This is a genomic window from Serratia nevei (genome assembly GCF_024160145.1).
Classification (GTDB): domain Bacteria; phylum Pseudomonadota; class Gammaproteobacteria; order Enterobacterales; family Enterobacteriaceae; genus Serratia; species Serratia nevei_A.
The window spans coordinates 75,283-99,508 of record NZ_JAMYWQ010000009.1 but is presented as its reverse complement, the minus strand read 5'-3'; the positions used below and the strand labels follow the sequence as shown (position 1 = coordinate 99,508).

Below are 24,226 nucleotides of genomic sequence, written 5' to 3'. Positions count from 1 at the left end.
AATAATGTTACTCGCTGTTCATTGAATTAAACCTCGTTACCGTTAACGAGCGTTTTGGTGATCTTGAAATCACGGGTGAAGGCGGTCAGGTTAGCCACCTTGCCGGCTTCGATGGTGCCCAGACGCTGCTCGACACCGATGGCGCGCGCCGGGTACAGCGTTGCCATGCGCAGCGCTTCGTCCAGCGCGATGCCGATATGCTCGACGCTGTTTTGCACCGCTTCGATCATGGTCAGCGCGGAACCGCTCAGGGTACCGTTCTCATCCACGCACAGCCCATCCCGATAGTATATTGTTTTACCGGCGAAAATAAATTGGTCAATGTCTGCACCTGCCGGTGCGGTCGCGTCGGTGACCAACACCAATTTATCACCTTTCAGGCGTTTGGCGTTACGGATACTCGCCCAGGCCACGTGATGGCCGTCGGCGATGATGCCGGTATAGACCTCCGGCGTATCGAAGATCGCCCCCATCAGCCCCGGTTCGCGGCCGGTGATATACGGCATGGCGTTGTACAGGTGAGTAGCGAAGCTGATACCGGCGGCGAAACCGGTACGCGCCTGATCGTAGGTGGCGTTCGAGTGGCCGGCGGAGACCACGATACCGGCTTCGGTCAGCTGCTTGATGAAGTGCGGCTCAACCATTTCCGGTGCCAGCGTCACCTTGGTGATCACGTCGGCGTTGGCGCACAGGTAATCGATCATGTCCTGGGTTGGCTTGCGGATGAACGCCGGGTTATGGGTGCCTTTCTTCACCGGGCTGAGATACGGCCCTTCCAGGTGCAGGCCCAGCGCCTGGTTTTGGTGCTTTTTCAGATAAGCGCGCATCACGTCGACGCTGTGCTTCATGAATTCGTCGCTGCTGGTGATCAGCGTTGGCAGATAGCTGGTGCAGCCGGATTTCTCGTTGGCGCGCTGCATGATCTCCAGCGTTTCTTCCGAAATTGCTTCCAGCGAATCGTTGAACTGGACGCCGCCGCAGCCGTTCAACTGCACGTCGATAAGCCCGGGGGCCAGGATGGCGCCACCCAGGTCGCGCGTTTCGATGCCGGCGGGCAATTCAGCCGCCGGGCAGACTCTCTCGATCAGCCCATTAGCGATAATGACTGCATGGTCATCAAGTACGTCGTGGCCGGTATAGATTCGGCCGTGGGTTAAAGCGAACATCGTAGCCCCCTGCAAAGATTAAAGACTTTTCACGCTTTCCGCTTCTAACTCGCGGAAATATTTAACGGTTTTGACTTTCAGCTCCATGGTGGCCGGCTCGTCGCACACCACCACCGCTTTGGCGTGCAGCTGCAGGCAGCTGATGGTCCACATGTGGTTGATGTTGCCTTCCACCGCGGCTTCCAGCGCCTGCGCCTTGGCGTGGCCGGTCACCAGGATCATCACTTCTTCCGCGTCCAGCAGCGTGCCCACGCCGACGGTCAGCGCATATTTCGGCACCAGGCTGACGTCGCCGCCGAAGAAGCGCGAGTTGGCGATGCGGGTGTCTTCGGTCAGCGTTTTGATGCGGGTGCGCGAAGCCAGAGACGAAGCTGGCTCGTTGAACGCGATATGGCCGTCGATGCCCACGCCGCCCATGAACAGGTTAATTTTGCCGTAAGATTTGATCTTTTCTTCGTACTGGCGGCACTCGGCGTCGACATCTGCGGCGTTGCCGTTCAGCAGGTTGATATTTTCACGAGGGATATCAACGTGGTCAAAGAAGTTGCGGTACATGAAGGTGTGATAGCTTTCCGGGTGTTCCTGCGGCAGGCCAACGTACTCGTCCATGTTGAAAGTCACAACATGCTTAAAGCTTACTTCACCTGCTTTGTGCATCGCAATCAGATGTTTGTAGGCTTCCAGCGGCGTGCCGCCGGTGGGCAGGCCGAGGACAAACGGGCGCTCTGCGGTTGGCTTGAATGCGTTGATGCGTTGAACGATATGACGCGCGGCCCATTTGCCGACTTGTGCGGTATCTTTCAGTGGGATAAGTCTCATCTAACACCTCTTGGGATAAGTAAACTAAAGCTATACTGTACGGGCCTGCGGGAGTCCTAAGCGTAACCCAGCTTTATGATTCTCGCGTGAATCGTCCGTTCGGTTGATTTTTTGAATGATAAAATAAGTTTTGTGTGATGGCCAGCAATCTGGGAGGGAAAGACTACTTTTTGGTGATATTTATCACAAAAAGGGAGGTTTTAATTTGCGATACAAAATAAATTTTTTACACTCGGCATGAGTGATACGTGCCAAGCATTGTTTCTAAAAAGGTAGTGAGAGCTCCAAATAAACTACTAATAGGGTCCGTCCGCGGACAACATAGGGGGAAAAGGTGAACATTCTTAGTTATTTGCAAAAGGTGGGACGGGCGCTGATGGTGCCGGTCGCCACGCTGCCCGCCGCCGCCATCTTGATGGGCGTCGGGTACTGGATTGACCCTGTTGGTTGGGGCGGCGACAACGCTTTCGCTGCCTTATTGATTAAGTCTGGCTCTGCGATTATCGATCATATGGCGGTGTTGTTCGCCGTTGGTGTCGCCTACGGCATGTCCAAAGACAAGGACGGCTCTGCCGCACTGACCGGCTTCGTCGGTTTCCTGGTGCTGACCACCCTCTGTTCACCGGCCGCCGTGTCGATGATTCAGAAGATCCCGCTCGATCAGGTGCCCGCCGCGTTCGGCAAGATTGAGAACCAGTTCGTCGGTATTCTGGTGGGTATCATCTCCGCCGAAGTGTACAACCGCTTCAGCGGCGTCGAACTGCCTAAGGCGCTGTCGTTCTTCAGCGGCCGCCGCCTGGTGCCGATCCTCATTTCCTTCCTGATGATCCTGGTCGCTTACATCCTGATGTTCGTCTGGCCAGTGGTGTTCGGCGCTCTGGTGAGCTTCGGCGAACACATCCAGAAATTGGGCTCCGTCGGCGCGGGCATCTATGCCTTCTTCAACCGCCTGCTGATCCCGGTCGGCTTGCACCACGCGCTAAACTCGGTGTTCTGGTTCGACGTGGCCGGCATCAACGATATCCCTAACTTCCTCGGTGGCCAGCAGTCGATCGACGCGGGTAAAGCGGTCGTCGGCATCACCGGCCGTTATCAGGCGGGCTTCTTCCCGATCATGATGTTTGGTCTGCCGGGGGCAGCGCTGGCTATCTATCACTGCGCGCGCCCTGAGAATAAGGCGAAAGTGCTGGGGATCATGATGGCGGGGGCATTCGCCGCCTTCTTTACCGGCATCACCGAACCGTTGGAGTTCTCCTTCATGTTCGTGGCGCCGGTGCTGTACGTGATCCACGCCGTGTTGACCGGTATCTCGGTGTTCATCGCTGCTAACATGCATTGGATTTCAGGCTTCGGTTTCAGCGCCGGCCTGGTGGATATGATGCTGTGGGTGCGTAACCCGCTGGCGACCCACTGGTACATGCTGATCCCGCAAGGTCTGGTGTTCTTCGTTATCTACTATGTGGTGTTCCGCTTCACCATCAATAAGTTCAACCTGATGACCCCGGGCCGCGAGCTGGCGGTTGCCGGTGACGAAACCGACGGTTATGACGTCAATGTCAACAGCAACGCCGGTAAAGACGAGAACGAAACCACCACGCTGGCCCGTCGCTACGTCGGCGCGATCGGCGGTTCCGACAACCTGACCGGCATCGACGCCTGCATCACCCGCCTGCGTTTGAACGTGAAAGATTCTGCGCTGGTGAATGACGCATTGGCGAAACGCCTTGGCGCATCCGGCGTTATCCGTCTGAACAAGCAGAGCGTGCAAGTGATCGTCGGCACCCGTGCCGAACTTATTGCCAGCGCAATGCGCAACGTGATTGCAGCCGGCCCGGTAGCGGCAGCGGCGGCCCCGGCGGCGGCTCCTGCTGCGGAAGCCAAACCGCAGGCGGTACCGAACGCACCGAAAACCGCGTTTGAAACGCTGGTGGCGCCGGTGACCGGTGAAGTCGTGGCGCTCGATCAGGTGCCGGACGAAGCTTTCGCCAGCAAGGCGGTAGGCGACGGCCTGGCGATTCGCCCGACCGACAACATCGTCGTGGCGCCGGCGGACGGCACCGTGGTGAAAATCTTCAATACCAACCACGCGTTCTGCCTGGAAACCGACAAGGGCGCCGAGATCGTGGTGCACATGGGGATCGACACCGTGGCGCTGGAAGGCCAGGGCTTCAAACGCCTGGTGGAAGAGGGCGCGGAAGTGAAAGCCGGTCAACCGATTCTGCAACTGGATCTGGATTATCTGAACGCCAACGCGCGTTCGATGATAAGCCCGGTGGTGGTCAGCAACGCTGACGACTACGCCGGCCTGGCGGCGCTGGCCAGCGGCTCTGTGGTCGCCGGTCAGACCAAGCTGTACGAGATCCAAAAGTAAGGCCGTTTTTACCTGAGTAGTACCCGGGGGCAGGCCACGCATCATGGCGGCGTTTGCCCCGACTTGGCGGGAAGAGAGCGATCTCTTCCCGCTTTTTTTATTCCGTTTCGCCCCACGGCGGTGCGCTGCGCGCCGAGGGTGCAACGCGCCGCATTTTTCGTGAAACAAACGGTTGTTTCCAGACGTGGCTTGTTGGATCATAGGCGGTTATGTGTAGCGCTTTGCATTGAGGAACAGTGAAATGAGTGAGGCTGAAGCCCGCCCAACCAATTTTATCCGTCAGATCGTCGATGAAGATCTGGCGTCGGGGAAACACACGTCGGTACATACCCGCTTCCCGCCGGAGCCTAACGGCTATCTGCATATCGGCCACGCCAAGTCCATCTGCCTGAACTTCGGCATCGCCAAGGACTATCAGGGCCAGTGCAACCTGCGTTTCGATGACACCAACCCGGTGAAAGAAGACATCGAGTTCGTGGAGTCAATCAAGCACGACGTGGAGTGGCTGGGCTTTGAGTGGAGCGGCAACGTTCGTTACTCCTCAGACTATTTCGATCAGCTGCACCAGTATGCGGTTGAGCTGATCACCAAGGGCCTGGCCTACGTCGATGAGCTGTCGCCGGAGCAGATCCGTGAATATCGCGGCACCCTGACCGCGCCGGGCAAAGACAGCCCGTACCGCGGCCGCAGCGTGGAAGAGAACCTGGCGCTGTTCGAGAAGATGCGCAACGGCGAGTTCGCCGAGGGCGCCGCCTGCCTGCGCGCCAAGATCGATATGGCTTCGCCGTTTATCGTGATGCGCGATCCGGTGCTGTACCGCATCAAGTTCGCCGAACACCACCAGACCGGCAATAAATGGTGCATCTATCCGATGTACGATTTCACCCACTGCATTTCCGATGCGCTGGAAGGGATCACCCATTCGCTGTGCACCCTGGAATTCCAGGATAACCGCCGTCTGTATGACTGGGTGCTGGATAACATCACCATTCCTTGCCACCCGCGTCAGTACGAGTTTTCGCGTCTCAACCTCGAATACGCCATCATGTCGAAGCGCAAGCTGCACCAGCTGGTGGCCGAGAAGATCGTCGAAGGCTGGGACGACCCGCGCATGCCGACCGTCTCCGGTCTGCGCCGTCGCGGTTATACCGCCGCGTCTATCCGCGAGTTCTGCCTGCGCATCGGCGTGACCAAGCAAGACAACAACGTCGAGATGGTGGCGCTGGAATCCTGCATCCGCGACGATCTGAACGAGAACGCGCCGCGCGCCATGGCGGTGCTGGATCCGGTGAAAATCGTCATCGAGAACATGGGCGATGCGGTGGAAATGGTCACCATGCCAAACCACCCGAACAAGCCGGAAATGGGCAGCCGCGAAGTGCCGTTCAGCCGCGAGATCTATATCGATCGCGCCGACTTCCGCGAAGAAGCCAACAAGCAGTACAAGCGTCTGGTGCTGGGCAAGGAAGTGCGTCTGCGCAATGCGTACGTGATCAAGGCCGAGCGCGTCGAGAAGGACGAAGCGGGCGAGATCACCACTATCTTCTGTAGTTACGATGCGGAAACGCTGAGCAAAGATCCTGCCGACGGCCGCAAGGTGAAGGGCGTGATCCACTGGGTGTCCGCGGCGCACGCGCTGCCGGCGGAAATTCGCCTGTACGATCGCCTGTTCAGCGTGCCTAATCCGGGCGCGGCGGAGGATTTCCTCTCCACCATCAACCCGGAGTCGCTGGTGATCAAGCACGGCTTCGTCGAGCCGAGCTTGGCGGCCGCACAGCCGGAGAAAGCCTATCAGTTCGAGCGTGAAGGCTACTTCTGCGCCGACAGCCGTTATTCGTCGGCCGAGCATTTGGTGTTTAACCGCACCGTCGGTCTGCGTGACACTTGGGCGAAAATCGAAGGCTAATCTTATTGGCCTGGAAAATTAATGAATCAGCGCGGCTTAAGCCGCGCTTTTTTTATGTCTGCGGTCAGCCCGCGATCTATTCATCTCTGATTTTATCTGGGATGCGTTTAATTAATGGCGACGCATTAACCAATAAGTTTTCTTATATTGGCTCTATCAGTCTTAATTTTTACTTATATATTCGTGATGCGAATTAATTTCATTTAGAGAGCGCTCTCAATTTTTTATTGTCTGACTGACGCATTTAGTCAGGCTGAAACCATTAATCGTCTCTGGTTGACCTTGTATCTTTATTTATTCTGATTTAATTGAATTTTTTATTCGACACCCTCTATGATCACTCGCGTAACAAATTCTCACCGATATGTGCTCCTTGTCATACTTTGACAAATCTTCCACATTTTTCATTTGATAATTCGCGTCGCGAAAAATAGTCTGTCTGTAGCAATTAGTGCTGTGGGAATAACATCTCGTCGGCAATATTTTTTACCCGTTCGGGTTTTTTATTGGCAGTCGTGCAGGGCAGTGGTGAACACAGGCGGCTGCAACTTTTAAGTTAAGTCAAAGAGGAATTTCAATATGGGTACGCACGGTGCTCAGCGTAAAACGCTGGCGCTCGCAGTCGCGGGTGCGCTGTTGGGAACAGGGTTTGCCATGGCGCCTGAGGCGAAAGCCGCAGGGTTTATCGATGATTCCACGCTGACCGGCGGCATTTATTACTGGCAACGTGAGCGCGACCGTAAAGATCTCAATCCGGACAGCAAGGATTACAACCAATACACCACCAACCTGTCGCACTCCACCGCCAACCTGAGCCTGGATTTCGCTTCGGGCTACGCCTGGGACATGTTCGGTCTGGACGTCGGTGCCTTTACCGCCATCGAGCTGGCGGAATCCAGCGCCAGCGGCCACCCGAACGAGATCGCATTCTCCTCGAAAAACCGGACCTACGAAGAAGATTACTCCGGTGACAAAGGCGGCGTCAGCCTGTACAAAGCCGCCGCCAAATTCAAATACGGCCCGGTCTGGGCGCGCGCCGGCTACATTCAGCCGAGCGGCCAAACCCTGCTGGCGCCGCACTGGAGTTTTATGCCGGGCACCTATCAGGGGGCCGAGGCCGGTGCCAAGTTTGACTATGGCGATGCCGGCGCGTTGAGTTTCTCCTACATGTGGGCCGACAAATACAAGGCGCCGTGGCATATCGAGATGGACGACTTCCGCCAGAACGATAAGAAAACCCGCGTTTCCTACCTGCACTCGCTGGGCGCCAAGTACGATTTCAAAAACGATCTGGTGCTGGAAGCCGCCTTCGGCCAGGCGCAGGGTTATGTGAATCAATACTTCACCAAGGCGTCTTACAAATTCGATGTGCTCGGCAACCCGCTGACCACCAGTTACCAGTTCTACGGTGCGGAAGACCGCATCAGCAACAAGAACGATCCGAACAGTATCTACGACGGCCTGGCCTGGCTGCAGGCGCTGACCTTCGGTTACACCACCGGGCAGTTCAACTGGCGTCTGGAAGGCACCATGGTCAAGGCGGAAGGCAACCAGGGCTTCTTCCTGCAGCGCATGACCCCGACCTACGCCTCGTCCAACGGTCGCCTGGACGTGTGGTGGGATAACCGCTCCGACTTTAACGCCAACGGCGAGAAAGCGGTGTATGCCGGCGTGATGTATGACCTCAGCAACTGGAACCTGCCGGGCATGGCGGTCGGCGGCTCCTACGTTTACGCCTGGGACGCCAAGCCGAGCACCAACCCGATCTACGATCAGAGCCAGCGCCTGAAAGAGAGCGCCTGGAGCCTGGACGCGATGTACACCATTCAGGAAGGGCGCGCCAAGGGCACCCTGATCAAGCTGCACTACACTCAGTATGACAACCACACCAACATCCCGAGCTGGGGCGGCGGTTACGGCAACATCTTCCAGGACGAGAAAGACGTCAAGTTCATGGTCATCGCGCCATTCACCATCTTCTGATGTGCACCCCGGCTTCGCCGCCGGGGGCAGTTAAGGGAATTCAACGATGAAAAAAATCATGCTGATGTTGGCGGCCGCTGCGGCCTTGAGCGCCTGCGCGCAACCTGCCGCGCCGCCGGAAGACGCCAAATTGAGACAGGCTTACAGCGCCTGCATCAACACCGCCGAAGGTTCGCCGGAGCGTCTGCAGCCCTGCAAGGCGGTGCTGAACGTGCTGAAACAAGAGAAACAGCACCAGCAGTTCGCCGAGCAGGAAACGGTGCGGGTGATGGATTATCAGAACTGCATTATGGCGGTGCACAGCGGTAACGGTCAGGCTTACGACGCCCAGTGCGGCAAGCTGTGGCAAGAAATTCGCGATAACAATAATTAAAGAAGGACGAGAACATGAACGCATTCAAACTGAGCGCATTAGCCGCGTTGACGGCAACGATGGGATTCCTGGGCGGCATGGGAAGCGCCATGGCCGATCAACAGCTGGTGGATCAACTGAGCCAGCTGAAGCTGAACGTGAAAATGCTGGATAACCGCGCCGGCGAAAACGGCGTGGATTGCGCGGCGCTGGGCGCCGATTGGGCCTCTTGCAACCGAGTGTTGTTCACCCTCAGCAACGACGGCCAGGCGATCGACGGCAAAGATTGGGTCATCTATTTCCACAGCCCGCGCCAGACCCTGCGGGTAGACAACGACCAGTTCAAGATTGCTCACCTCACCGGCGATCTGTACAAGCTGGAGCCGACCGCCAAATTCAGCGGTTTCCCGGCCGGTAAGGCGGTGGAAATCCCGGTGGTCGCCGAATACTGGCAGCTGTTCAGAAACGACTTCCTGCCACGCTGGTATGCCACGTCCGGCGACGCCAAGCCGAAAATGCTGGCGAATACCGATACCGAAAACCTGGATCAGTTCGTGGCGCCGTTCACCGGCGACCAGTGGAAGCGCACCAAAGACGACAAAAACATTCTGATGACGCCGGCTTCGCGCTTTGTCAGCAATGCCGATCTGCCGACGCTGCCTGCCGGCGCGCTGCGCGGCCAGATCGTGCCGACGCCGATGCAGGTGAAGGTTCACGCGCAGGACGCCGATTTGCGCAAAGGGGTATCGCCGGATCTGAGCACGCTGGTCAAGCCGGCGGCGGACGTCGTCAACCAGCGCTTCGCGCTGCTGGGCGTGCCGGTTCAGGCCAACGGTTATCCGATCAAGACCGACATCCAGCCGGGCAAGTTTAAAGGCGCGATGGCGGTGCCGGGCGCCTATGAGCTGAAGATCGGCAAGAAAGAGGCGCGGGTGATCGGCTTCGATCAGGCCGGGGTGTTCTACGGGCTGCAGTCGATCCTGTCGTTAGTGCCGAGCGACGGCAGCGGCAAGATTGCCACGCTGGACGCCAGCGATGCGCCGCGCTTCCAGTATCGCGGCATTTTCCTCGACGTCGCGCGCAACTTCCATAAGAAGGACGCGGTGCTGCGCCTGCTGGATCAGATGGCGGCCTACAAGCTCAACAAATTCCACTTCCATCTGAGCGATGACGAAGGCTGGCGCATCGAGATCCCCGGTTTGCCTGAGCTGACGGAGGTCGGCGGCCAGCGCTGCCACGATCTGAGCGAAACCACCTGCCTGCTGCCGCAGTACGGCCAGGGGCCGGACGTCTACGGCGGCTTCTTCAGCCGTCAGGACTATATCGACATCATCAAATACGCGCAGGCGCGCCAAATTGAAGTGATCCCGGAGATCGACATGCCGGCACACGCCCGCGCCGCGGTGGTCTCGATGGAAGCGCGCTATAAAAAGCTGCATGCCGCCGGCAAAGAGCAGGAGGCCAACGAATTCCGCCTGGTGGATCCGACCGATACCTCCAACACCACCTCTGTGCAGTTCTTTAACCGCCAGAGCTACCTGAACCCGTGCCTGGATTCTTCCCAGCGCTTTGTCGACAAGGTGATCGGCGAGATCGCCCAGATGCATAAAGAGGCCGGCCAGCCGATCAAGACCTGGCACTTCGGCGGCGACGAAGCGAAAAACATTCGCCTGGGCGCTGGCTACACCGACAAGGCGAAACCAGAGCCGGGCAAAGGCATTATCGATCAGAGCAACGAAGACAAGCCGTGGGCCAAGTCGCAGGTTTGCCAGACGATGATCAAAGAAGGCAAGGTGGCCGACATGGAGCACCTGCCGAGCTACTTCGGCCAAGAGGTCAGCAAGCTGGTGAAGGCGCACGGCATCGACAGAATGCAGGCCTGGCAGGATGGCCTGAAAGACGCCGAGAACGCGAAAGCGTTCGCCACCTCGCGCGTGGGCGTCAACTTCTGGGATACCCTGTACTGGGGCGGTTTCGATAGCGTCAACGACTGGGCCAACAAAGGATATGAAGTGGTGGTTTCCAACCCGGACTACGTCTATATGGACTTCCCTTACGAGGTGAACCCGGACGAGCGCGGTTACTACTGGGGCACCCGTTTCAGCGACGAACGCAAGGTGTTCAGCTTCGCGCCGGACAACATGCCGCAGAACGCGGAAACCTCGGTCGACCGCGACGGCAACCACTTCAACGCCAAGAGCGACAAGCCGTGGCCGGGGGCCTACGGGCTGTCCGCGCAGCTGTGGAGCGAAACCCAGCGCACCGATCCGCAGATGGAATACATGATCTTCCCACGCGCGCTGTCGGTGGCTGAACGCGCCTGGCACCGCGCCGGTTGGGAGCAGGACTATCGCGCCGGCCGCGAATACAAAGGCGGGGAAACCCACTTTGTCGATACCAAGGCGCTGGAGAAAGACTGGCTGCGCTTCGCCAATATCCTGGGCCAGCGTGAACTGGCCAAGCTGGACAAAGGCGGCGTCGCTTACCGTCTGCCGGTGCCGGGCGCACGCGTAGCGGGCGGCAAGCTGGAGGCGAATATCGCGCTGCCGGGGTTGGGCATCGAGTACTCCACCGACGGCGGCAAGCAGTGGCAGCGTTATGACGCCAAGGCCAAACCGGCGGTCTCCGGTGACGTGCAGGTGCGTTCGGTCAGCCCGGACGGCAAACGCTACAGCCGCGCCGAGAAGGTCTAAGCCGGGTACAACGGCTCGCAGCCTTGGCGGCGGGCCGTTATAACGAAGGGGGAATGCGTTTGCCTCCGCGCGTGTCGGCGTGGGGCGGACGTTGAAGTGAGAGTAGTACGTGGAGTAGCAGTGCCGCTGCAATTGTGATATTTCATGACATGATTTTTCCCCGGCTTGTCCGGGGTTTTTTTTGCCCGTTGCACGGTGGACATAAAAAAACCGCCTCGATGTGAGGCGGTTTTTCCTAGCCGGTCAGGCTTATTTCTTGTCGTGCAGCGTTTCGTCTTCGCGGCAGTCACCGGTTTCACAGTGGCCGTACAGGTACAGGCTGTGGTTGGTGAGCTTGATGCCGTGCTGCTTGGCGATATCACGCTGGCGCACTTCGATGGATTCGTCGCTGAATTCGATCACTTTGCCGCAGTCCAGGCAAATCAGGTGATCGTGGTGATGCTGTTGGGTCAGCTCGAACACGGACTTGCCGCCTTCGAAATTGTGACGTGTCACAATGCCCGCATCGTCAAACTGGTTCAGTACGCGATAAACCGTTGCCAGCCCGATCTCTTCGCCCATATCAATCAGTTTTTTGTACAAATCTTCCGCACTGACGTGATGGCATTCCGGATTTTGCAGTACTTCCAGGATTTTGAGTCGCGGAAGCGTGACTTTTAAGCCGGCCTTCTTCAGTGCGATGTTGTTGTCGGTCATGCGAATTCAGTCCTGTTACTATGCTAATCAAGTTGAGGCGTACTCGCCTGTGGCATCGGTCGGCACAAAGAGTTAATGCGTCTCATTATAGAACCGGTTGTACTAAATGGAAACCGCCGGTTGTTAACAAAGATATAATTGCACTATTGCATGTTTTGCATGCAACGCCTTGATGGATGGGATAAACCGATATCTCAGTCTACCGTGACGGGATGGGAAGTTACAAATCTGTAGCTTCTATCGCAGCAATCCCTGCTGCCGATGACGGCCCTGTGGGCAACACTATGCACTTTACAGGGCCTTTGTTCAACCTTTCGCCAGTTGCGGCCCTTAGCCGACGATATCGGCCAGGCTCAGCTCTTCGACGATCTGCTTGACCCAGGCGTCGACGCGCTCGTTGGTCAGTTCCGGCTGACGGTCTTCGTCGATCGCCAGGCCGATGAAGTGGTTGTCGTCCGCCAGGCCTTTGGAGGCCTCGAAGTGGTAGCCTTTGGTCGGCCAGTGGCCGACGATGGCCGCGCCGCGCGGTTCGATGATGTCGCGGATGGTGCCCATCGCGTCGCAGAAGTATTCCGCGTAATCTTCCTGGTCGCCGCAGCCGAACAGGGCTACCAGCTTGCCGTTGAAATCGACCTCTTCCAGCGTCGGGAAGAAATCATCCCAGTCACACTGCGCTTCACCGTAGTACCAGGTCGGGATACCCAGCAGCAGGATATCGAACCCTTCCAGGTCTTCTTTGCTGCTTTTGGCGATGTCATGCACTTCGGACACGTCGTCGCCAAACTGTTTCTGGAGAATTTTCTGGATCATTTTGGCAATGTTTTCGGTATTGCCAGTGTCGCTGCCAAAGAAAATGCCTACAGTAGCCATATCGCGTATAACCTTTAAATTCAAGTAATTGCATTACTCGACGCCGGCACTGCCGCCGCTGACGCCGATTAAAATGATGCCATGGCAAGAGCCGTTCGCCACGGGGGCGGGCGCCGACAGGCGCAGTCTCTTACCGGTAAATGCGTATCATGCCAGAAAGTGGCGCCGGGGTTTTATCGCATTTATGCGATGCCGGAGAATGAAGAAAAGCGTGGTCGATCCGGCGTTGTCCTTAACGCCGCGCCGCGCGTGCGGCCGAAGAGATCAATGTTCCGGCTGTTCTTCCGCCAGTTGCGCCAACAGCATCTGCTCGATGAGCTCGCTGCGGCTGATGTTGCGCTGTTCCGCCAGTTTGTTCAGGGCGTCCACCGCATCCGCGTTGATTTTCAGCTCTACGCGCCGCAATCCACGCACTTTATCGCGCCGTAACTGATTGCGCTTATTGATTCTAAGCTGTTCATCGCGGGAAAGCGGGTTGGTTTTCGGGCGCCCCGGACGGCGTTCATCTGCGAACAGATCCAGCGTCGTGCGATCCGTTTGTTCTTTTGCCATAGGTAGCGGTACTGCAAGGGAGTTTGCATCAAAAAGCGCTCGCACGCTTAAGGAGGCGTCGGTTAACACACTTCGGGCCAATAAACCCTAACCCAAATTCACCCCCGAACCGGCGTTCGCGAACGCGCTGGCGCGGCGGCAAAATTATAGCGCGCCATATTACCCCAGCAGATGGAGCGGCGACAATGCCTAACTGCGGGCTAAACGCGCTAAGCCGTTATCTTTAGCGCGTTTTTTCGCCAGGTGAGCGTGTTTTTCAGGCTTCGTCGAGGAAACGATGAATGGCGCGCAGCACCGCTTCCGGTTTTTCGGCGTGTACCCAATGGCCGGTGCCGGCGACCACGTGCGCGCGGGCCTGCGGGAACTGACGGGCGATGTCCGCGCGATAGCTGTCCTGCACGTACGGCGACAGGCCGCCGCGAATGAACAGGGTCGGGTGCGGCCAGGCCGGCACCTCCTGCCAGCCGGTGATGTCTTCGTAGCGTTCGATCAGCACCGGCAGGTTGAAGCGCCATTCGCCGTTGTGGAAGGACTTCAGCAGGAACTGGATCACGCCTTCTTCCTGCAGGTAGTCGCGCATCAGCTGGGCGGCCGCCTGGCGCTGGGTGATGCCGGCGGCGCTGACGGCCTTCAGCGCGGCGAAGATCTCGTCGTGGCGGCGGGTCTGGTAAGCCACCGGCGCCACGTCGATGACGATCAGCCTGGCGACGCGGTCAGGCGCGATGGCGGTCAGCGCCATCGCCGCTTTGCCGCCCATCGAATGGCCGATGACGATCGCTTTCTCCAGCTGCAGTTCGTCGAGCAGCGCCAGCAGATCCTGCGCCATGGCGGGGTAGTTCATGTCAGCGGCGCGCGGAGAGAGGCCGTGGTTGCGCAGATCGACCTTGATCACCGTGTGCTGTTTATGCAGATCGCGCGCCAGCACGCCCAGGTTGTCCAGATTGCCGAACAGCCCGTGGATCAGCAGCACCGGCAGCGCGTCTGACTCGGCGGCCAGCAGTTGATAATGTAATTTCATGGCGAAGTTCATACTGAGAGAGATTCAGATTAGGGTATCATGATTGAATGGCACGATGAATCATGCGGAATTTTCGCGGCGCGGGCTTGGCAGGGCCGGCGATAGGTATTAGTCTGCATTTTCCGTCCGGAGGCACATTGTTGTGTTCGCCCCAGCGCTTTTAACCTTATAATCCCATGGCTTGAATGCAGGATCTGGCTTCAGGTTCTAAGTAGAAAAAACAGTATTGGATAAAGATGAAAACTATTGAAGTCGACGAAGAGCTTTACCGTTATATTGCCAGCCACACGCAACACATCGGTGAAAGCGCGTCCGATATTTTACGCCGCATGTTGAAATTCACCGCCGGGCAACCGGTGCGCGCGTTGCCTGCCGCCAGTGTGCCGCAGTCCGTCGAGCTGGAAAAAGCGGCGCCGGCGCAGCGTCCGCGCGATCGCGTGCGCGCCATGCGTGAGCTGCTGCTGTCGGATGAATATGCCGAGCAGAACAAAGCAGTCAACCGTTTCATGCTGGTGCTGTCCACGCTGTATACCCTCGATGCCGCCGGTTTCGCCGCCGCCACCGAAGCGTTGACCGGCCGTACCCGCACCTATTTCGCCGGCGATCAGCAGACCCTGCTGGCCAACGGCACGCATACCAAGCCGAAGCATGTACCGGGCACCCCTTACTGGGTGATCACCAATACCAATACCGGTCGCAAACGCAGCATGATCGAACACATCATGCAGGCCATGCAGTTCCCGGCGGAACTGATCGAGAAAGTTTGCGGCACCGTCTAATTTAGCGAACAGCCCGTCATGATGGCCGTGCGCGACGTATTGCCCGGTCACCGACAGGGATGAGGGAGATATGTCGATGGCGAATAATCCACGTGCCGGGCAGCCCGCCCGTCAAAGCGATCTGATCAACGTAGCCCAGCTGACGTCGCAGTACTATGTGCTGCAACCGGAAGCCGGCAATGCCGCACATGCGGTGAAGTTTGGCACCTCCGGCCACCGCGGCAGCGCGCAGCGCCACAGCTTCAACGAAGCGCACATCCTCGCCATCGCCCAGGCGATCGCCGAAGTTCGTCATCAGCAGGGCACCACCGGCCCGTGCTACGTGGGTAAAGATACCCATGCGCTGTCCGAGCCGGCCTTTATTTCCGTGCTGGAAGTGCTGACCGCCAACGGCGTCGATGTGATCGTGCAGGAAAACAACGGTTTTACGCCGACGCCGGCGGTATCGCACGCGATTCTGTGCCACAACCGCCGCGGCGGCGCGCAGGCCGACGGTATCGTCATTACGCCGTCCCATAACCCACCGGAAGACGGCGGCATCAAGTACAACCCGCCGAACGGCGGCCCGGCCGACACCAACCTGACGTCGGTGATCGAAAAGCGCGCCAACGAACTGCTGGCGCAACAGTTGAAAGGCGTTCAGCGCCAGTCGCTGGACAAGGCCTGGAACAGCGGCCACCTGCACGCCAAAGATCTGGTGCAGCCTTATGTCGAAGGCCTGGTCGAGGTGGTCGATATGCCGGCCATCCAACGCGCCGGCCTGAAGCTGGGCGTGGATCCGCTCGGCGGTTCCGGCATTGCCTATTGGCAGCGCGTGGCGGAGCACTACAAGCTGGACCTGACGCTGGTGAACGACTCCATCGATCAGACCTTCCGCTTCATGCACCTGGACCACGACGGCATCATCCGCATGGATTGCTCGTCCGAGTCGGCGATGGCCGGCCTGCTGGCGCTGCGCGACAAATTCGATCTGGCGTTCGCCAACGATCCGGATTATGACCGCCACGGCATCGTCACGCCGAAGGGCCTGATGAACCCGAACCACTATCTGGCGGTCGCCATCAACTACCTGTTCCAGCATCGCCCGCAGTGGGGGGCCGATGTGGCGGTAGGCAAAACGCTGGTGTCCAGCGCGATGATTGACCGCGTGGTGGCCGACCTGGGCCGCAAGCTGGTGGAAGTGCCGGTCGGCTTCAAGTGGTTTGTTGATGGCCTGTTCGACGGCACCCTGGGCTTCGGCGGCGAAGAAAGCGCCGGGGCTTCGTTCCTGCGCTTCAACGGCAAGCCGTGGTCGACGGACAAAGACGGCATCATCATGTGCCTGCTGGCGGCGGAAATCACCGCGGTAACCGGTGAAAACCCGCAGCATCACTATGACGATCTGGCCAAGCGCTTCGGCGCGCCAAGCTATAACCGCATCCAGGCGCCGGCGACTGCGGCGCAAAAAGCGGCGCTGTCCAAACTGTCGCCGGAAATGGTCAAGGCCAATACCCTGGCGGGCGATCCGATCACCGCTCGCCTGACTGCGGCGCCGGGTAACGGCGCGTCGATTGGCGGCCTGAAAGTGATGACCGACAACGGCTGGTTCGCGGCTCGCCCTTCCGGTACCGAAGACGCTTACAAGATCTACTGCGAGAGCTTCCTCGGGGCGGAACACCGCGAAAAGATCGAGCACGAAGCGGTCGAGATCGTCAGCGAAGTGCTGGCTTCCGCCAAGTAATCGCTTTTCTTGATTGATAAAAAGCGCTGTTTTTACAGCGCTTTTTTTTATGCCTGCAATTTAGATATATCTTTTTTTAGGCGCACGCTTGCGCATTTAGATATATCGATCTAAATTGGCGTTATCGACGCTGTTTAGATATATCTAAACAACCTCGTATTGATGTTCACTGTTAAAGCGAGGTATTGCCCTATGTTTCATCGATTAGGTTTACACCGTCATTATCATCACCACCATGAATGCGAAGCGGGCGAGGGTCGCCGTCATCGCGGCGGGCGTCATCACTTCGGCGGCGACGGCGAAGAGCATGGCCGAAGCGGGCGCGGTGGCCGCGGCGGGCGTCATCGTCTGTTCGAACACGGCGATCTGCGCCTGGTGCTGCTGGCGCTGGTGGCGCGCAAGCCCAGCCATGGTTACGAGCTGATCAAAGCGATAGAAGAAGCCTCTTCCGGCCTGTACGTGCCGAGCCCGGGGGTGATTTACCCCACGCTGACGCTGCTGGAAGAGCAGGATTTCCTTGAACCGCTCACCACCGGCAACGGCCGCAAAAGCTACCGCATCACCGCGGCGGGCGAGGGCGAGCTGCAAAAACATCAACAGGTGGTTGACGTCATCCTGGCGCGCCTGGCGGGTGCCGGCCGCGAGCAACATCGGCACGGCAATCTGGCGGAAGGCATCTACGACGCCATGAACCGCTTGCGCAGCCTGCTGCGCGGCAACGTGATGCGCGCCGATCTTACGCCGCAGCAGGTGGAACGCATCAACGCCGCATTACTGACCGCCGTGGCGGCGATCGAAAGCGAAATGCAGATTCAACCCACGCAGCAGGAGAAGAACTGATGCCCGGCCACCGTTTTACTATTACCGTTGAAGCCCTGAACGATCGCCAGGGCAATCCCGTCGAGAAAGCGCCACTGAGTTTTGAAGTGACCAACCACGACGATATTCTCGACATCGTCGAGCGTATTCGGGCGCGTGACGACTTGAACTTCGGCCCCGAGCAGAGCGCGGCCTTCGCCGTAGGATTGAAGCTGTTCTCCGAAGTGATGATCGAAAACCGCAAACACCCGGTGTTCGCTCCGCTGCGCGATGCGTTTAAAGCGTTTATGGTCGGATTGAAGAAGGGCCCGGCGGCGTAAAGGCGCGGTACACCGCGCCCGCCGGGGTTAAGGCATGAAGCGATAGCCGACGCCGGTTTCGGTCAGCAGATGTTTGGGCCGGGCCGGATCGGCTTCCAGCTTCTGCCGCAGGTGGCCCATGTAGATGCGCAGGTAGTGGCTGTGCTCCACGTAGTTCGGCCCCCAGACGTGGCTCAACAGCTGGCGTTGGGTGATCACTTTGCCGGCGTTGGCCAGCAGCTCCGCCAACAGGCGAAACTCGATCGGCGTCAGGTGCAGATCTTCTTCGTTGCGCAGCACCCGGCGATTCACCAGATCGACGGTGATTTCCGAAAAGCTTATCAGCGGGCTTTCCTGCTGGCTGGCGGAGTGGCGGCGCAGCGCGACCCGCACCCGCGCCAGCAGCTCGCCGATGCCGAATGGCTTGCTGAGGTAGTCGTCGGCGCCGGCGTCCAGCGCGGCGATTTTGTCCTCCTCGGCGTTGCGCGCCGACAGCACGATGACCGGAATGGCGCTCCACTGCCGCAGATCGCGGATGTAGCTCAGCCCGTCGCCATCCGGCAACCCCAAATCAAGAATGATCAGATCCGGTTTGCGCGTGCCGGCTTCAATCAGCCCACGCTGCAGCGTTTCACTTTCAAACACCCGCAGGCCTTCGCTCTCCAGTGCGGTGCGCACGAAGCGGCGGATCTCTTTTTCATCTTCAACAATCAGAATGTTGGTTGGCGTTATGCTCACGTTTCCCCTGCGTTGATTACAGATCGAAGGCGTCGCCGTCGATCTCGGGCGGTTTTTCCAGCGGCAGCATGAAGCGGAAGCTGGCGCCGCCGTTGGCGCCGTTTTCCGCCCAGATGCGGCCATCATGCACTTCAATAATGGCACGGCAAATCGCTAACCCCAAGCCGACGCCGGGGATCGCCGACTCTTTATTGCCGCGTGAAAACTTGTCGAAAATCAGCTGCAGCTGATCGGCGGGGATGCCGGGGCCGTTATCCCAGACCTCGACTTCCAGCCACTCGGGCAGCGTGCGGGCGCGAATGCCGATGGTGGCCTCGACGCCGGCGTATTTATTGGCGTTTTCCAACAGGTTGGTGAACACCCGCTCCAGCAGGCTGCCGTCGCAGTTGACCAGGATCTGTTCCGGCGGCAGCTCGACCACGATCGGGTGCTGGCTGAGCAGCGGCTCCAGCATGTGCAGCGAAGCGCCGACGATCTCTTCCAGCGACTGCCACTCTTTACGCAGGCTGAAACCGCCGGACTGGATGCGCGCCATATCCAGCAGGTTGTTCACCAGCCGGGTGGTGCTCAGCACCTGCTGGCGGATCTGGCTGGCCTGGGTGGCGTGATTGGAGCCTTCGGCTGCCAAATCCAGCGTGAGGATTTCCGCCTGGCCGAACAGCACGGTCAGCGGCGTGCGCAGATCGTGCGACAGCGCCGCCAACAGCGAATTGCGCAGCTGCTCGCGCTCGGCATCCAGCTTGGCCTCTTCGGCGCTGCGCGCCAGGTGCAGCCGCTCCAGCGCGCTGGCGATCAGCACCGCGAAGGTCTGCAGCAGCCGCTGCTGCTCCGGCACCATCAGCTGGCGCAGGTTGTTGGGCTCGATCGCCAGCAGGCCGAAGGTCTGCTTGGGGGTATTGAGCGGCAGCAGCTGGTAAGGCACGCCGGGCAGGGTGTCGGTGCCGGCGCCGGCCGGCAAGCCTTTGTCGAAGCTCCAGCGCGCGATGGCTTCATCGACCGACAGCAATCCGCCTTCCTCGCCGACCATTTGTTGCAGCCGGCCGTCTTCTTGCGGCAGCAGCAGCACGGTTTTCGCCTGGAAACTGCTGGAAAGGAAGTGGCGGCTGGTGCTGGCGATGTCGGCCACGGTCAGCGCGCGGCTCAACCCGCGCGACATCTCGTACAGATGGCGCGCCCGCTGCTCGCGGTAGCGCGCTACCCGGGCCTGGTAACGCACGCCGGCGGTCAGGTTGCCGATGGTGATGCCGACGGCGAGCATCACGCCGAAGGTCAACAGGTACTGCATATCGCTGACGGCGAACGACCATTCCGGCTGGACGAAGAACAGATCGAAGCTGGCGACGTTGATCACCGCCGCCAGCACCGACGGCCAGCGGCCGAAGAACAGCGCGACGATCGCCACGCCGAGCAGATAGACCATCACCAGGTTGGCCTGATCGAAGCCCGGCAGCAGCCACTGTGAAAGCAGGGTGATCAGCGCACACAGTGCCACCGCCACCGCACAGCCGCGCAGCTGCATGCGCCATTTATCGTTGAAGCTGCGGACGTCGTGCTCTTTGCCCGGCGGCGGCTGTGCGGCGTCGTTCTCCAGCGCCACGATCACCAGATCGAGATCCGGGCCCAGCCGACCGAGGCGATCGGCGAAGCTGCCGCGCAGTTTCCAGCGTTGTTCGCTGCGGCGGCCGATGATGATTTTGCCGAGGTTATGTTCGCGGGCGTAGCGCAGCACTGCGCGTTCTTCGGACGGATCGGAGAGGGTGGCGGTTTCTGCCCCCAGTTCCTGCGCCAGCCGCAGCGCGCGCAGAATAGCGCGGCGTTGATTTTCCGGCAGCCGGTGCAGTTTGGGGGTCTCCACATAGACTGCATGCCAGTGGCAGCCGAGCCGCGCCGCCAGCCGGGCGGCGATGCGCACCAGCTTTTCGCTGCCGCTGTTGTGGCCGACGCACAGCAGAATGCTGTCGCGGGTGTGCCAGACTTTTTCCCGCCCCTGGGTGTCGCGAAACTCGCGCATCTGGTCATCGACCCGATCGGCGGTGCGGCGCAGCGCCAGCTCGCGCAGGGCGATCAGGTTGCCTTTGCGGAAGAAGTGCTCGATGGCGCGTTCGGCCTGGCCGGGAATATACACTTTGCCTTCGTGCAGCCGTCGGCGCAGATCGTCCGGCGGCAGATCGACCAGCACCACTTCGCCGGCTTCGTCAAACACGTGGTCGGGCACCGTTTCGCGCACCCGTACGCCGGTCACGCCGCCCACCACGTCGTTGAGGCTTTCCAGATGCTGCACGTTGACAGTGGTCAGCACGTCGATGCCGGCGTCCAGCAGCTCTTCCACATCCTGCCAGCGTTTGGGGTGGCGCGAACCGTGGGCGTTGCTGTGCGCCAGTTCATCCATCAGCACCAGCGCCGGGTGGCGCGCCAGCGCGGCGTCGAGATCGAATTCATGCACCAGCCGGCCGCGGTGCTGGATGCGTTTTTGCGGCAGCAGCGTCAGGCCGTCGAGCAGGGCGGCGGTCTCGCTGCGGCCGTGGGTTTCCACCACGCCGACCAGCACGTCCAGCCCCTGAGCGCGCAAACGCTGGGCTTCCTGCAGCATGGCGTAGGTTTTGCCCACGCCGGCGCAGGCACCGAAGAATACCTTCAACCGGCCGCGCGGTTTTTCATTGGCCAGCGCCAGCAGGCTGTCGGGATCGGGGCGCTGCTGTTCTTCTTCGACCATGACAATTCCTTGTGTTACCAAGCAAAAAGGGGTTCGGCATGCCGAACCCTATCACTATGCTGAATATGGCGCGTTACTTCAACGCATCCAGCGCCAGGTTCAGCTTCAGCACGTTCACCACCGATTCCCCCATAAAGTTGGGCGTGGCCCGATCGGTGTTTTCTTCGATCAGTTTGCCGACCTGTTCCGGCGGCAGATGACGCGCCGCCGCGACCCGCGCCAGCTGATATTGCGCGGCGGCGATCGAGATCTGCGGATCCAACCCGCTGCCGGAGGCGGTCAGCAGATCCACCGGGATTGGGCCGCTCATCGCAGGATTCGCCTGGCGCAGCTGCGCCGCGCGTTCGGCGATAGCCTTATCCAGCGCCGGGTTGGTCGCCGCCAGGTTGCTGCCGGCGGAAGCCAGTGGATTATAGGCCGAATCGCCGGTGGCCGATGGGCGGCCCCAGAAATAATCGGCGCGCGTGAAGTTTTGGCCGATCAGTGCGGAGCCAACCGCCTTGTCGTCCCGGTACAGCAGCGAACCGTTGGCCGCGCCAGGAAACAGCAACTGCGCCAGCCCGGTGGTCAGCAGCGGATAGGCGATACCGGTGATCAGCGTCAGCAGGATCAGCATCACCAGCGCAGGTCGTAAATATGTCATGTTCATCTTCCTCAATGGTTAACCGGCGACGTGCAGCGCGACCAGGATCAGGTCGATCAGTTTGATGCCGACGAACGGCACCAGCAGGCCGCCGACCCCGTACAGCCACAGGTTGCGGCGCAGCAGGGCCGCGGCGCTCATCGGTTTGTAGCTCACCCCTTTCAGCGCCAGCGGGATCAGGAACACGATCACCAGGGCGTTGAAGATCACCGCGGACATGATGGCGGAGGTCGGGGAGTGCAGGTGCATCACGTTCAGCGCGTTCAGCTGCGGATAGGTGGCCGCGAACGCCGCCGGAATGATGGCGAAGTATTTGGCCACGTCGTTGGCGATGCTGAAGGTGGTGAGCGAGCCGCGCGTCATCAGCATTTGCTTACCGATGTGCACCACTTCGATCAGCTTGGTCGGGTTGGAGTCCAGATCGACCATGTTACCCGCCTCTTTGGCGGCCTGGGTGCCGGAGTTCATCGCCACCGCCACGTCGGCCTGCGCCAGTGCCGGCGCGTCGTTGGTGCCGTCGCCGGTCATCGCCACCAGGCGGCCTTCCGCCTGGTACTGGCGGATCAGTGCCAGCTTGGCTTCCGGTGTGGCTTCCGACAGGAAGTCGTCCACCCCGGCTTCGGCGGCGATCGCCGCCGCGGTCAGCGGGTTATCGCCGGTGATCATCACCGTTTTGATGCCCATCTTGCGCAGCTCATTGAAGCGCTCTTTGATGCCGCCCTTGACGATATCCTTCAGCGCCACCACGCCCAGCACCCGGGCACCTTCTGCCACCACCAGCGGCGTGCCGCCGGTGCGCGCCACGCTTTCCACCAGATCGTCCACCGCCCGCGGGAAGTGACCCTGATTGGATTCGACGTGGCGGCGAATGGCGTCCACCGCGCCTTTGCGGATCATGCGCTCCTGCACGTTGACGCCGCTCATGCGGGTCTGGGCGGAGAAGGGCACGAAGGTGGCGTTCAGCGCCTGCAGATCGCGTTCGCGCAGGTTGAATCGCTGTTTGGCCAGCACCACGATGCTGCGGCCTTCCGGCGTTTCGTCCGCCAGCGAGGCCAGCTGCGCGGCATCCGCCAGCTCTTGCTCTTTCACGCCCGGCGCCGGCAGGAACTCCGAAGCCTGGCGGTTACCCAGCGTGATGGTGCCGGTTTTATCCAGCAGCAGCACGTCCACGTCGCCGGCGGCTTCCACCGCGCGGCCGCTGGTGGCGATCACGTTGGCGCCGAGCATGCGGCTCATCCCGGCCACGCCGATGGCGGACAGCAGGCCGCCGATGGTGGTGGGGATCAGACAGACCAGCAGCGCGACCAGTACGGTGATGGTCACTACGCTGCCGCTGCCGGCCGCCTGGACGCTGTATTGCGAGAACGGGAACAGGGTGGCGGTGGCCAGCACGAATACGATGGTCAGCGCCACCAGCAGAATGGTCAGCGCGACCTCGTTCGGCGTCTTGCGGCGCTTGGCACCTTCCACCATGGCGATCATGCGATCGAGAAAGGTTTCCCCCGGGTTGACGCTGCACTGCACCACCAGCCAGTCGGACAGCACGCGGGTGCCGCCGGTGACCGAGGAGAAGTCGCCGCCGGACTCGCGGATCACCGGGGCGGATTCGCCGGTGATGGCGCTTTCATCCACCGAGGCGCCGCCCTCCAGCACTTCGCCGTCGCACGGGATGGTGTCGCCGGCTTCCACCAGCACGATATCGCCCTTGCGCAGGCTTTCGGCGGCCACTTTCTCCGTGGCACCGTCGCGGCGCGGGCCGGCCAGTTTTTTCGCCCAGCTGGTTTTCTTGGTGCCCCTCAGGCTTTCCGCCTGGGCCTTGCTGCGCCCTTCGGCCAGCGCTTCGGCGAAGTTGGCGAACAGCACGGTGAACCACAGCCACAGGGAGACGCTGCCGGTAAAGGCGGCGGCGCCGTCGGTTTGGCCGGCGAGGATCGCCAGCCAGATGGCGGTGGTCAGAATGCTGCCGATATACACCACGAACATCACCGGGTTGCGCCATTGAACGCGAGGGTTCAGTTTTTTCAGCGCATCGATCAGCGCGGTGCGCACCAGAGCCGGTTCAAACAGCGCGCGTTGTTTGCGAGTCATC

19 protein-coding genes are annotated in these 24,226 nt (G+C 59.9%); 9 read left to right on the top strand and 10 right to left on the bottom strand.

The genetic code is table 11. The features are described from left to right. Positions 1 to 26 precede the first annotated feature (26 nt). Together nagA and nagB are read right to left on the bottom strand one after the other, a co-directional pair. Positions 27 to 1,166, bottom strand: a complete 1,140-nt coding sequence (nagA, locus tag M6G53_RS09125; RefSeq protein ID WP_253330662.1) for an N-acetylglucosamine-6-phosphate deacetylase — start codon at positions 1,164 to 1,166, stop codon at positions 27 to 29. A gap of 18 nt (positions 1,167 to 1,184) precedes the next feature. Beyond that, positions 1,185 to 1,985 carry a glucosamine-6-phosphate deaminase gene (gene nagB / locus M6G53_RS09120; RefSeq protein ID WP_004939952.1) on the bottom strand — a complete coding sequence of 267 codons (801 nt, stop codon included), beginning with the start codon at positions 1,983 to 1,985 and terminating at the stop codon, positions 1,185 to 1,187. Positions 1,986 to 2,319: 334 nt separating this feature from the next. Between nagB and nagE the strand changes: the two genes are divergently transcribed. The 5 genes from nagE (at position 2,320) to M6G53_RS09095 (ending at position 11,290) form a co-directional block, all read left to right on the top strand. Next, positions 2,320 to 4,356, top strand: a complete 2,037-nt coding sequence (nagE, locus tag M6G53_RS09115) for an N-acetylglucosamine-specific PTS transporter subunit IIBC (protein WP_253330660.1) — start codon at positions 2,320 to 2,322, stop codon at positions 4,354 to 4,356. A gap of 241 nt (positions 4,357 to 4,597) precedes the next feature. After that, positions 4,598 to 6,262 (top strand): glutamine--tRNA ligase, encoded by a 1,665-nt coding sequence (gene glnS / locus M6G53_RS09110; protein ID WP_253330658.1) that lies wholly within the window; start codon positions 4,598 to 4,600, stop codon positions 6,260 to 6,262. Positions 6,263 to 6,841: 579 nt separating this feature from the next. Then, positions 6,842 to 8,245 (top strand): chitoporin ChiP, encoded by a 1,404-nt coding sequence (gene chiP / locus M6G53_RS09105; protein ID WP_253330656.1) that lies wholly within the window; start codon positions 6,842 to 6,844, stop codon positions 8,243 to 8,245. A 46-nt stretch (positions 8,246 to 8,291) separates the two neighbouring features. Then, positions 8,292 to 8,618: a ChiQ/YbfN family lipoprotein gene (gene chiQ / locus M6G53_RS09100; protein ID WP_253330654.1), complete on the top strand. Its 327-nt coding sequence runs from the start codon at positions 8,292 to 8,294 to the stop codon at positions 8,616 to 8,618. Positions 8,619 to 8,632: 14 nt separating this feature from the next. Beyond that, on the top strand, positions 8,633 to 11,290 hold the full coding sequence (locus M6G53_RS09095) for a beta-N-acetylhexosaminidase (protein ID WP_253330647.1): 2,658 nt from the start codon (positions 8,633 to 8,635) through the stop codon (positions 11,288 to 11,290). Positions 11,291 to 11,539: 249 nt separating this feature from the next. Here M6G53_RS09095 and fur read toward each other — a convergent pair whose 3' ends face one another. From fur to ybfF, 4 genes are all read right to left on the bottom strand, one after another. Continuing rightward, entirely contained in the window at positions 11,540 to 11,986 is a 447-nt protein-coding gene (fur, locus tag M6G53_RS09090) for a ferric iron uptake transcriptional regulator (protein ID WP_019454058.1), read from the bottom strand. A gap of 330 nt (positions 11,987 to 12,316) precedes the next feature. Continuing rightward, positions 12,317 to 12,856, bottom strand: a complete 540-nt coding sequence (fldA, locus tag M6G53_RS09085) for a flavodoxin FldA (protein WP_004939938.1) — start codon at positions 12,854 to 12,856, stop codon at positions 12,317 to 12,319. A gap of 264 nt (positions 12,857 to 13,120) precedes the next feature. Beyond that, a complete protein-coding gene (gene ybfE / locus M6G53_RS09080; protein WP_004939936.1) occupies positions 13,121 to 13,408 on the bottom strand; it encodes a LexA regulated protein in 288 nt (95 codons plus the stop codon). Positions 13,409 to 13,664: 256 nt separating this feature from the next. Next, on the bottom strand, positions 13,665 to 14,438 hold the full coding sequence (ybfF, locus tag M6G53_RS09075; RefSeq protein WP_253330645.1) for an esterase: 774 nt from the start codon (positions 14,436 to 14,438) through the stop codon (positions 13,665 to 13,667). A gap of 224 nt (positions 14,439 to 14,662) precedes the next feature. Between ybfF and seqA the strand changes: the two genes are divergently transcribed. The 4 genes from seqA to M6G53_RS09055 all read left to right on the top strand — a co-directional run bounded on the left by seqA (position 14,663) and on the right by M6G53_RS09055 (position 18,064). Beyond that, on the top strand, positions 14,663 to 15,205 hold the full coding sequence (gene seqA, locus M6G53_RS09070; protein ID WP_253330643.1) for a replication initiation negative regulator SeqA: 543 nt from the start codon (positions 14,663 to 14,665) through the stop codon (positions 15,203 to 15,205). A 76-nt stretch (positions 15,206 to 15,281) separates the two neighbouring features. Continuing rightward, entirely contained in the window at positions 15,282 to 16,925 is a 1,644-nt protein-coding gene (gene pgm, locus M6G53_RS09065; protein WP_253330641.1) for a phosphoglucomutase (alpha-D-glucose-1,6-bisphosphate-dependent), read from the top strand. 192 nt (positions 16,926 to 17,117) lie between these two features. Then, positions 17,118 to 17,765, top strand: coding sequence for a PadR family transcriptional regulator (locus tag M6G53_RS09060; RefSeq protein ID WP_253330638.1), 648 nt, complete (start codon positions 17,118 to 17,120; stop codon positions 17,763 to 17,765). Further along, entirely contained in the window at positions 17,765 to 18,064 is a 300-nt protein-coding gene (locus M6G53_RS09055) for a DUF3861 domain-containing protein (protein WP_253330636.1), read from the top strand. The genes M6G53_RS09060 and M6G53_RS09055 overlap by 1 nt, the downstream gene beginning before the upstream one ends. A 27-nt stretch (positions 18,065 to 18,091) precedes the next feature. Here M6G53_RS09055 and kdpE read toward each other — a convergent pair whose 3' ends face one another. The 4 genes from kdpE to kdpB all read right to left on the bottom strand — a co-directional run bounded on the left by kdpE (position 18,092) and on the right by kdpB (position 24,225). Continuing rightward, entirely contained in the window at positions 18,092 to 18,781 is a 690-nt protein-coding gene (kdpE, locus tag M6G53_RS09050; RefSeq protein WP_073533635.1) for a two-component system response regulator KdpE, read from the bottom strand. Positions 18,782 to 18,797: 16 nt separating this feature from the next. After that, a complete protein-coding gene (gene kdpD, locus M6G53_RS09045; RefSeq protein ID WP_253330634.1) occupies positions 18,798 to 21,494 on the bottom strand; it encodes a two-component system sensor histidine kinase KdpD in 2,697 nt (898 codons plus the stop codon). A gap of 73 nt (positions 21,495 to 21,567) precedes the next feature. After that, positions 21,568 to 22,137 (bottom strand): potassium-transporting ATPase subunit KdpC, encoded by a 570-nt coding sequence (gene kdpC, locus M6G53_RS09040; RefSeq protein ID WP_253330632.1) that lies wholly within the window; start codon positions 22,135 to 22,137, stop codon positions 21,568 to 21,570. Positions 22,138 to 22,155: 18 nt separating this feature from the next. Then, on the bottom strand, positions 22,156 to 24,225 hold the full coding sequence (gene kdpB, locus M6G53_RS09035; RefSeq protein ID WP_253330630.1) for a potassium-transporting ATPase subunit KdpB: 2,070 nt from the start codon (positions 24,223 to 24,225) through the stop codon (positions 22,156 to 22,158). Between the last annotated feature and the right edge of the window lies 1 nt (position 24,226).

Excerpts from the sequence above, each read along its gene's own strand:
- nagA (WP_253330662.1), bottom strand. The coding sequence starts at position 1,166 with ATGTTCGCTTTAACCCACGGCCGAATCTATACCGGCCACGACGTACTT.
- nagB (WP_004939952.1), bottom strand. The coding sequence starts at position 1,985 with ATGAGACTTATCCCACTGAAAGATACCGCACAAGTCGGCAAATGGGCC.
- glnS (WP_253330658.1), top strand. The coding sequence starts at position 4,598 with ATGAGTGAGGCTGAAGCCCGCCCAACCAATTTTATCCGTCAGATCGTC.
- chiP (WP_253330656.1), top strand. The coding sequence starts at position 6,842 with ATGGGTACGCACGGTGCTCAGCGTAAAACGCTGGCGCTCGCAGTCGCG.
- chiQ (WP_253330654.1), top strand. The coding sequence starts at position 8,292 with ATGAAAAAAATCATGCTGATGTTGGCGGCCGCTGCGGCCTTGAGCGCC.
- M6G53_RS09095 (WP_253330647.1), top strand. The coding sequence starts at position 8,633 with ATGAACGCATTCAAACTGAGCGCATTAGCCGCGTTGACGGCAACGATG.
- fur (WP_019454058.1), bottom strand. The coding sequence starts at position 11,986 with ATGACCGACAACAACATCGCACTGAAGAAGGCCGGCTTAAAAGTCACG.
- fldA (WP_004939938.1), bottom strand. The coding sequence starts at position 12,856 with ATGGCTACTGTAGGCATTTTCTTTGGCAGCGACACTGGCAATACCGAA.
- ybfE (WP_004939936.1), bottom strand. The coding sequence starts at position 13,408 with ATGGCAAAAGAACAAACGGATCGCACGACGCTGGATCTGTTCGCAGAT.
- ybfF (WP_253330645.1), bottom strand. The coding sequence starts at position 14,438 with ATGAACTTCGCCATGAAATTACATTATCAACTGCTGGCCGCCGAGTCA.
- seqA (WP_253330643.1), top strand. The coding sequence starts at position 14,663 with ATGAAAACTATTGAAGTCGACGAAGAGCTTTACCGTTATATTGCCAGC.
- pgm (WP_253330641.1), top strand. The coding sequence starts at position 15,282 with ATGGCGAATAATCCACGTGCCGGGCAGCCCGCCCGTCAAAGCGATCTG.
- M6G53_RS09060 (WP_253330638.1), top strand. The coding sequence starts at position 17,118 with ATGTTTCATCGATTAGGTTTACACCGTCATTATCATCACCACCATGAA.
- M6G53_RS09055 (WP_253330636.1), top strand. The coding sequence starts at position 17,765 with ATGCCCGGCCACCGTTTTACTATTACCGTTGAAGCCCTGAACGATCGC.
- kdpD (WP_253330634.1), bottom strand. The coding sequence starts at position 21,494 with ATGGTCGAAGAAGAACAGCAGCGCCCCGATCCCGACAGCCTGCTGGCG.
- kdpC (WP_253330632.1), bottom strand. The coding sequence starts at position 22,137 with ATGACATATTTACGACCTGCGCTGGTGATGCTGATCCTGCTGACGCTG.
- kdpB (WP_253330630.1), bottom strand. The coding sequence starts at position 24,225 with ATGACTCGCAAACAACGCGCGCTGTTTGAACCGGCTCTGGTGCGCACC.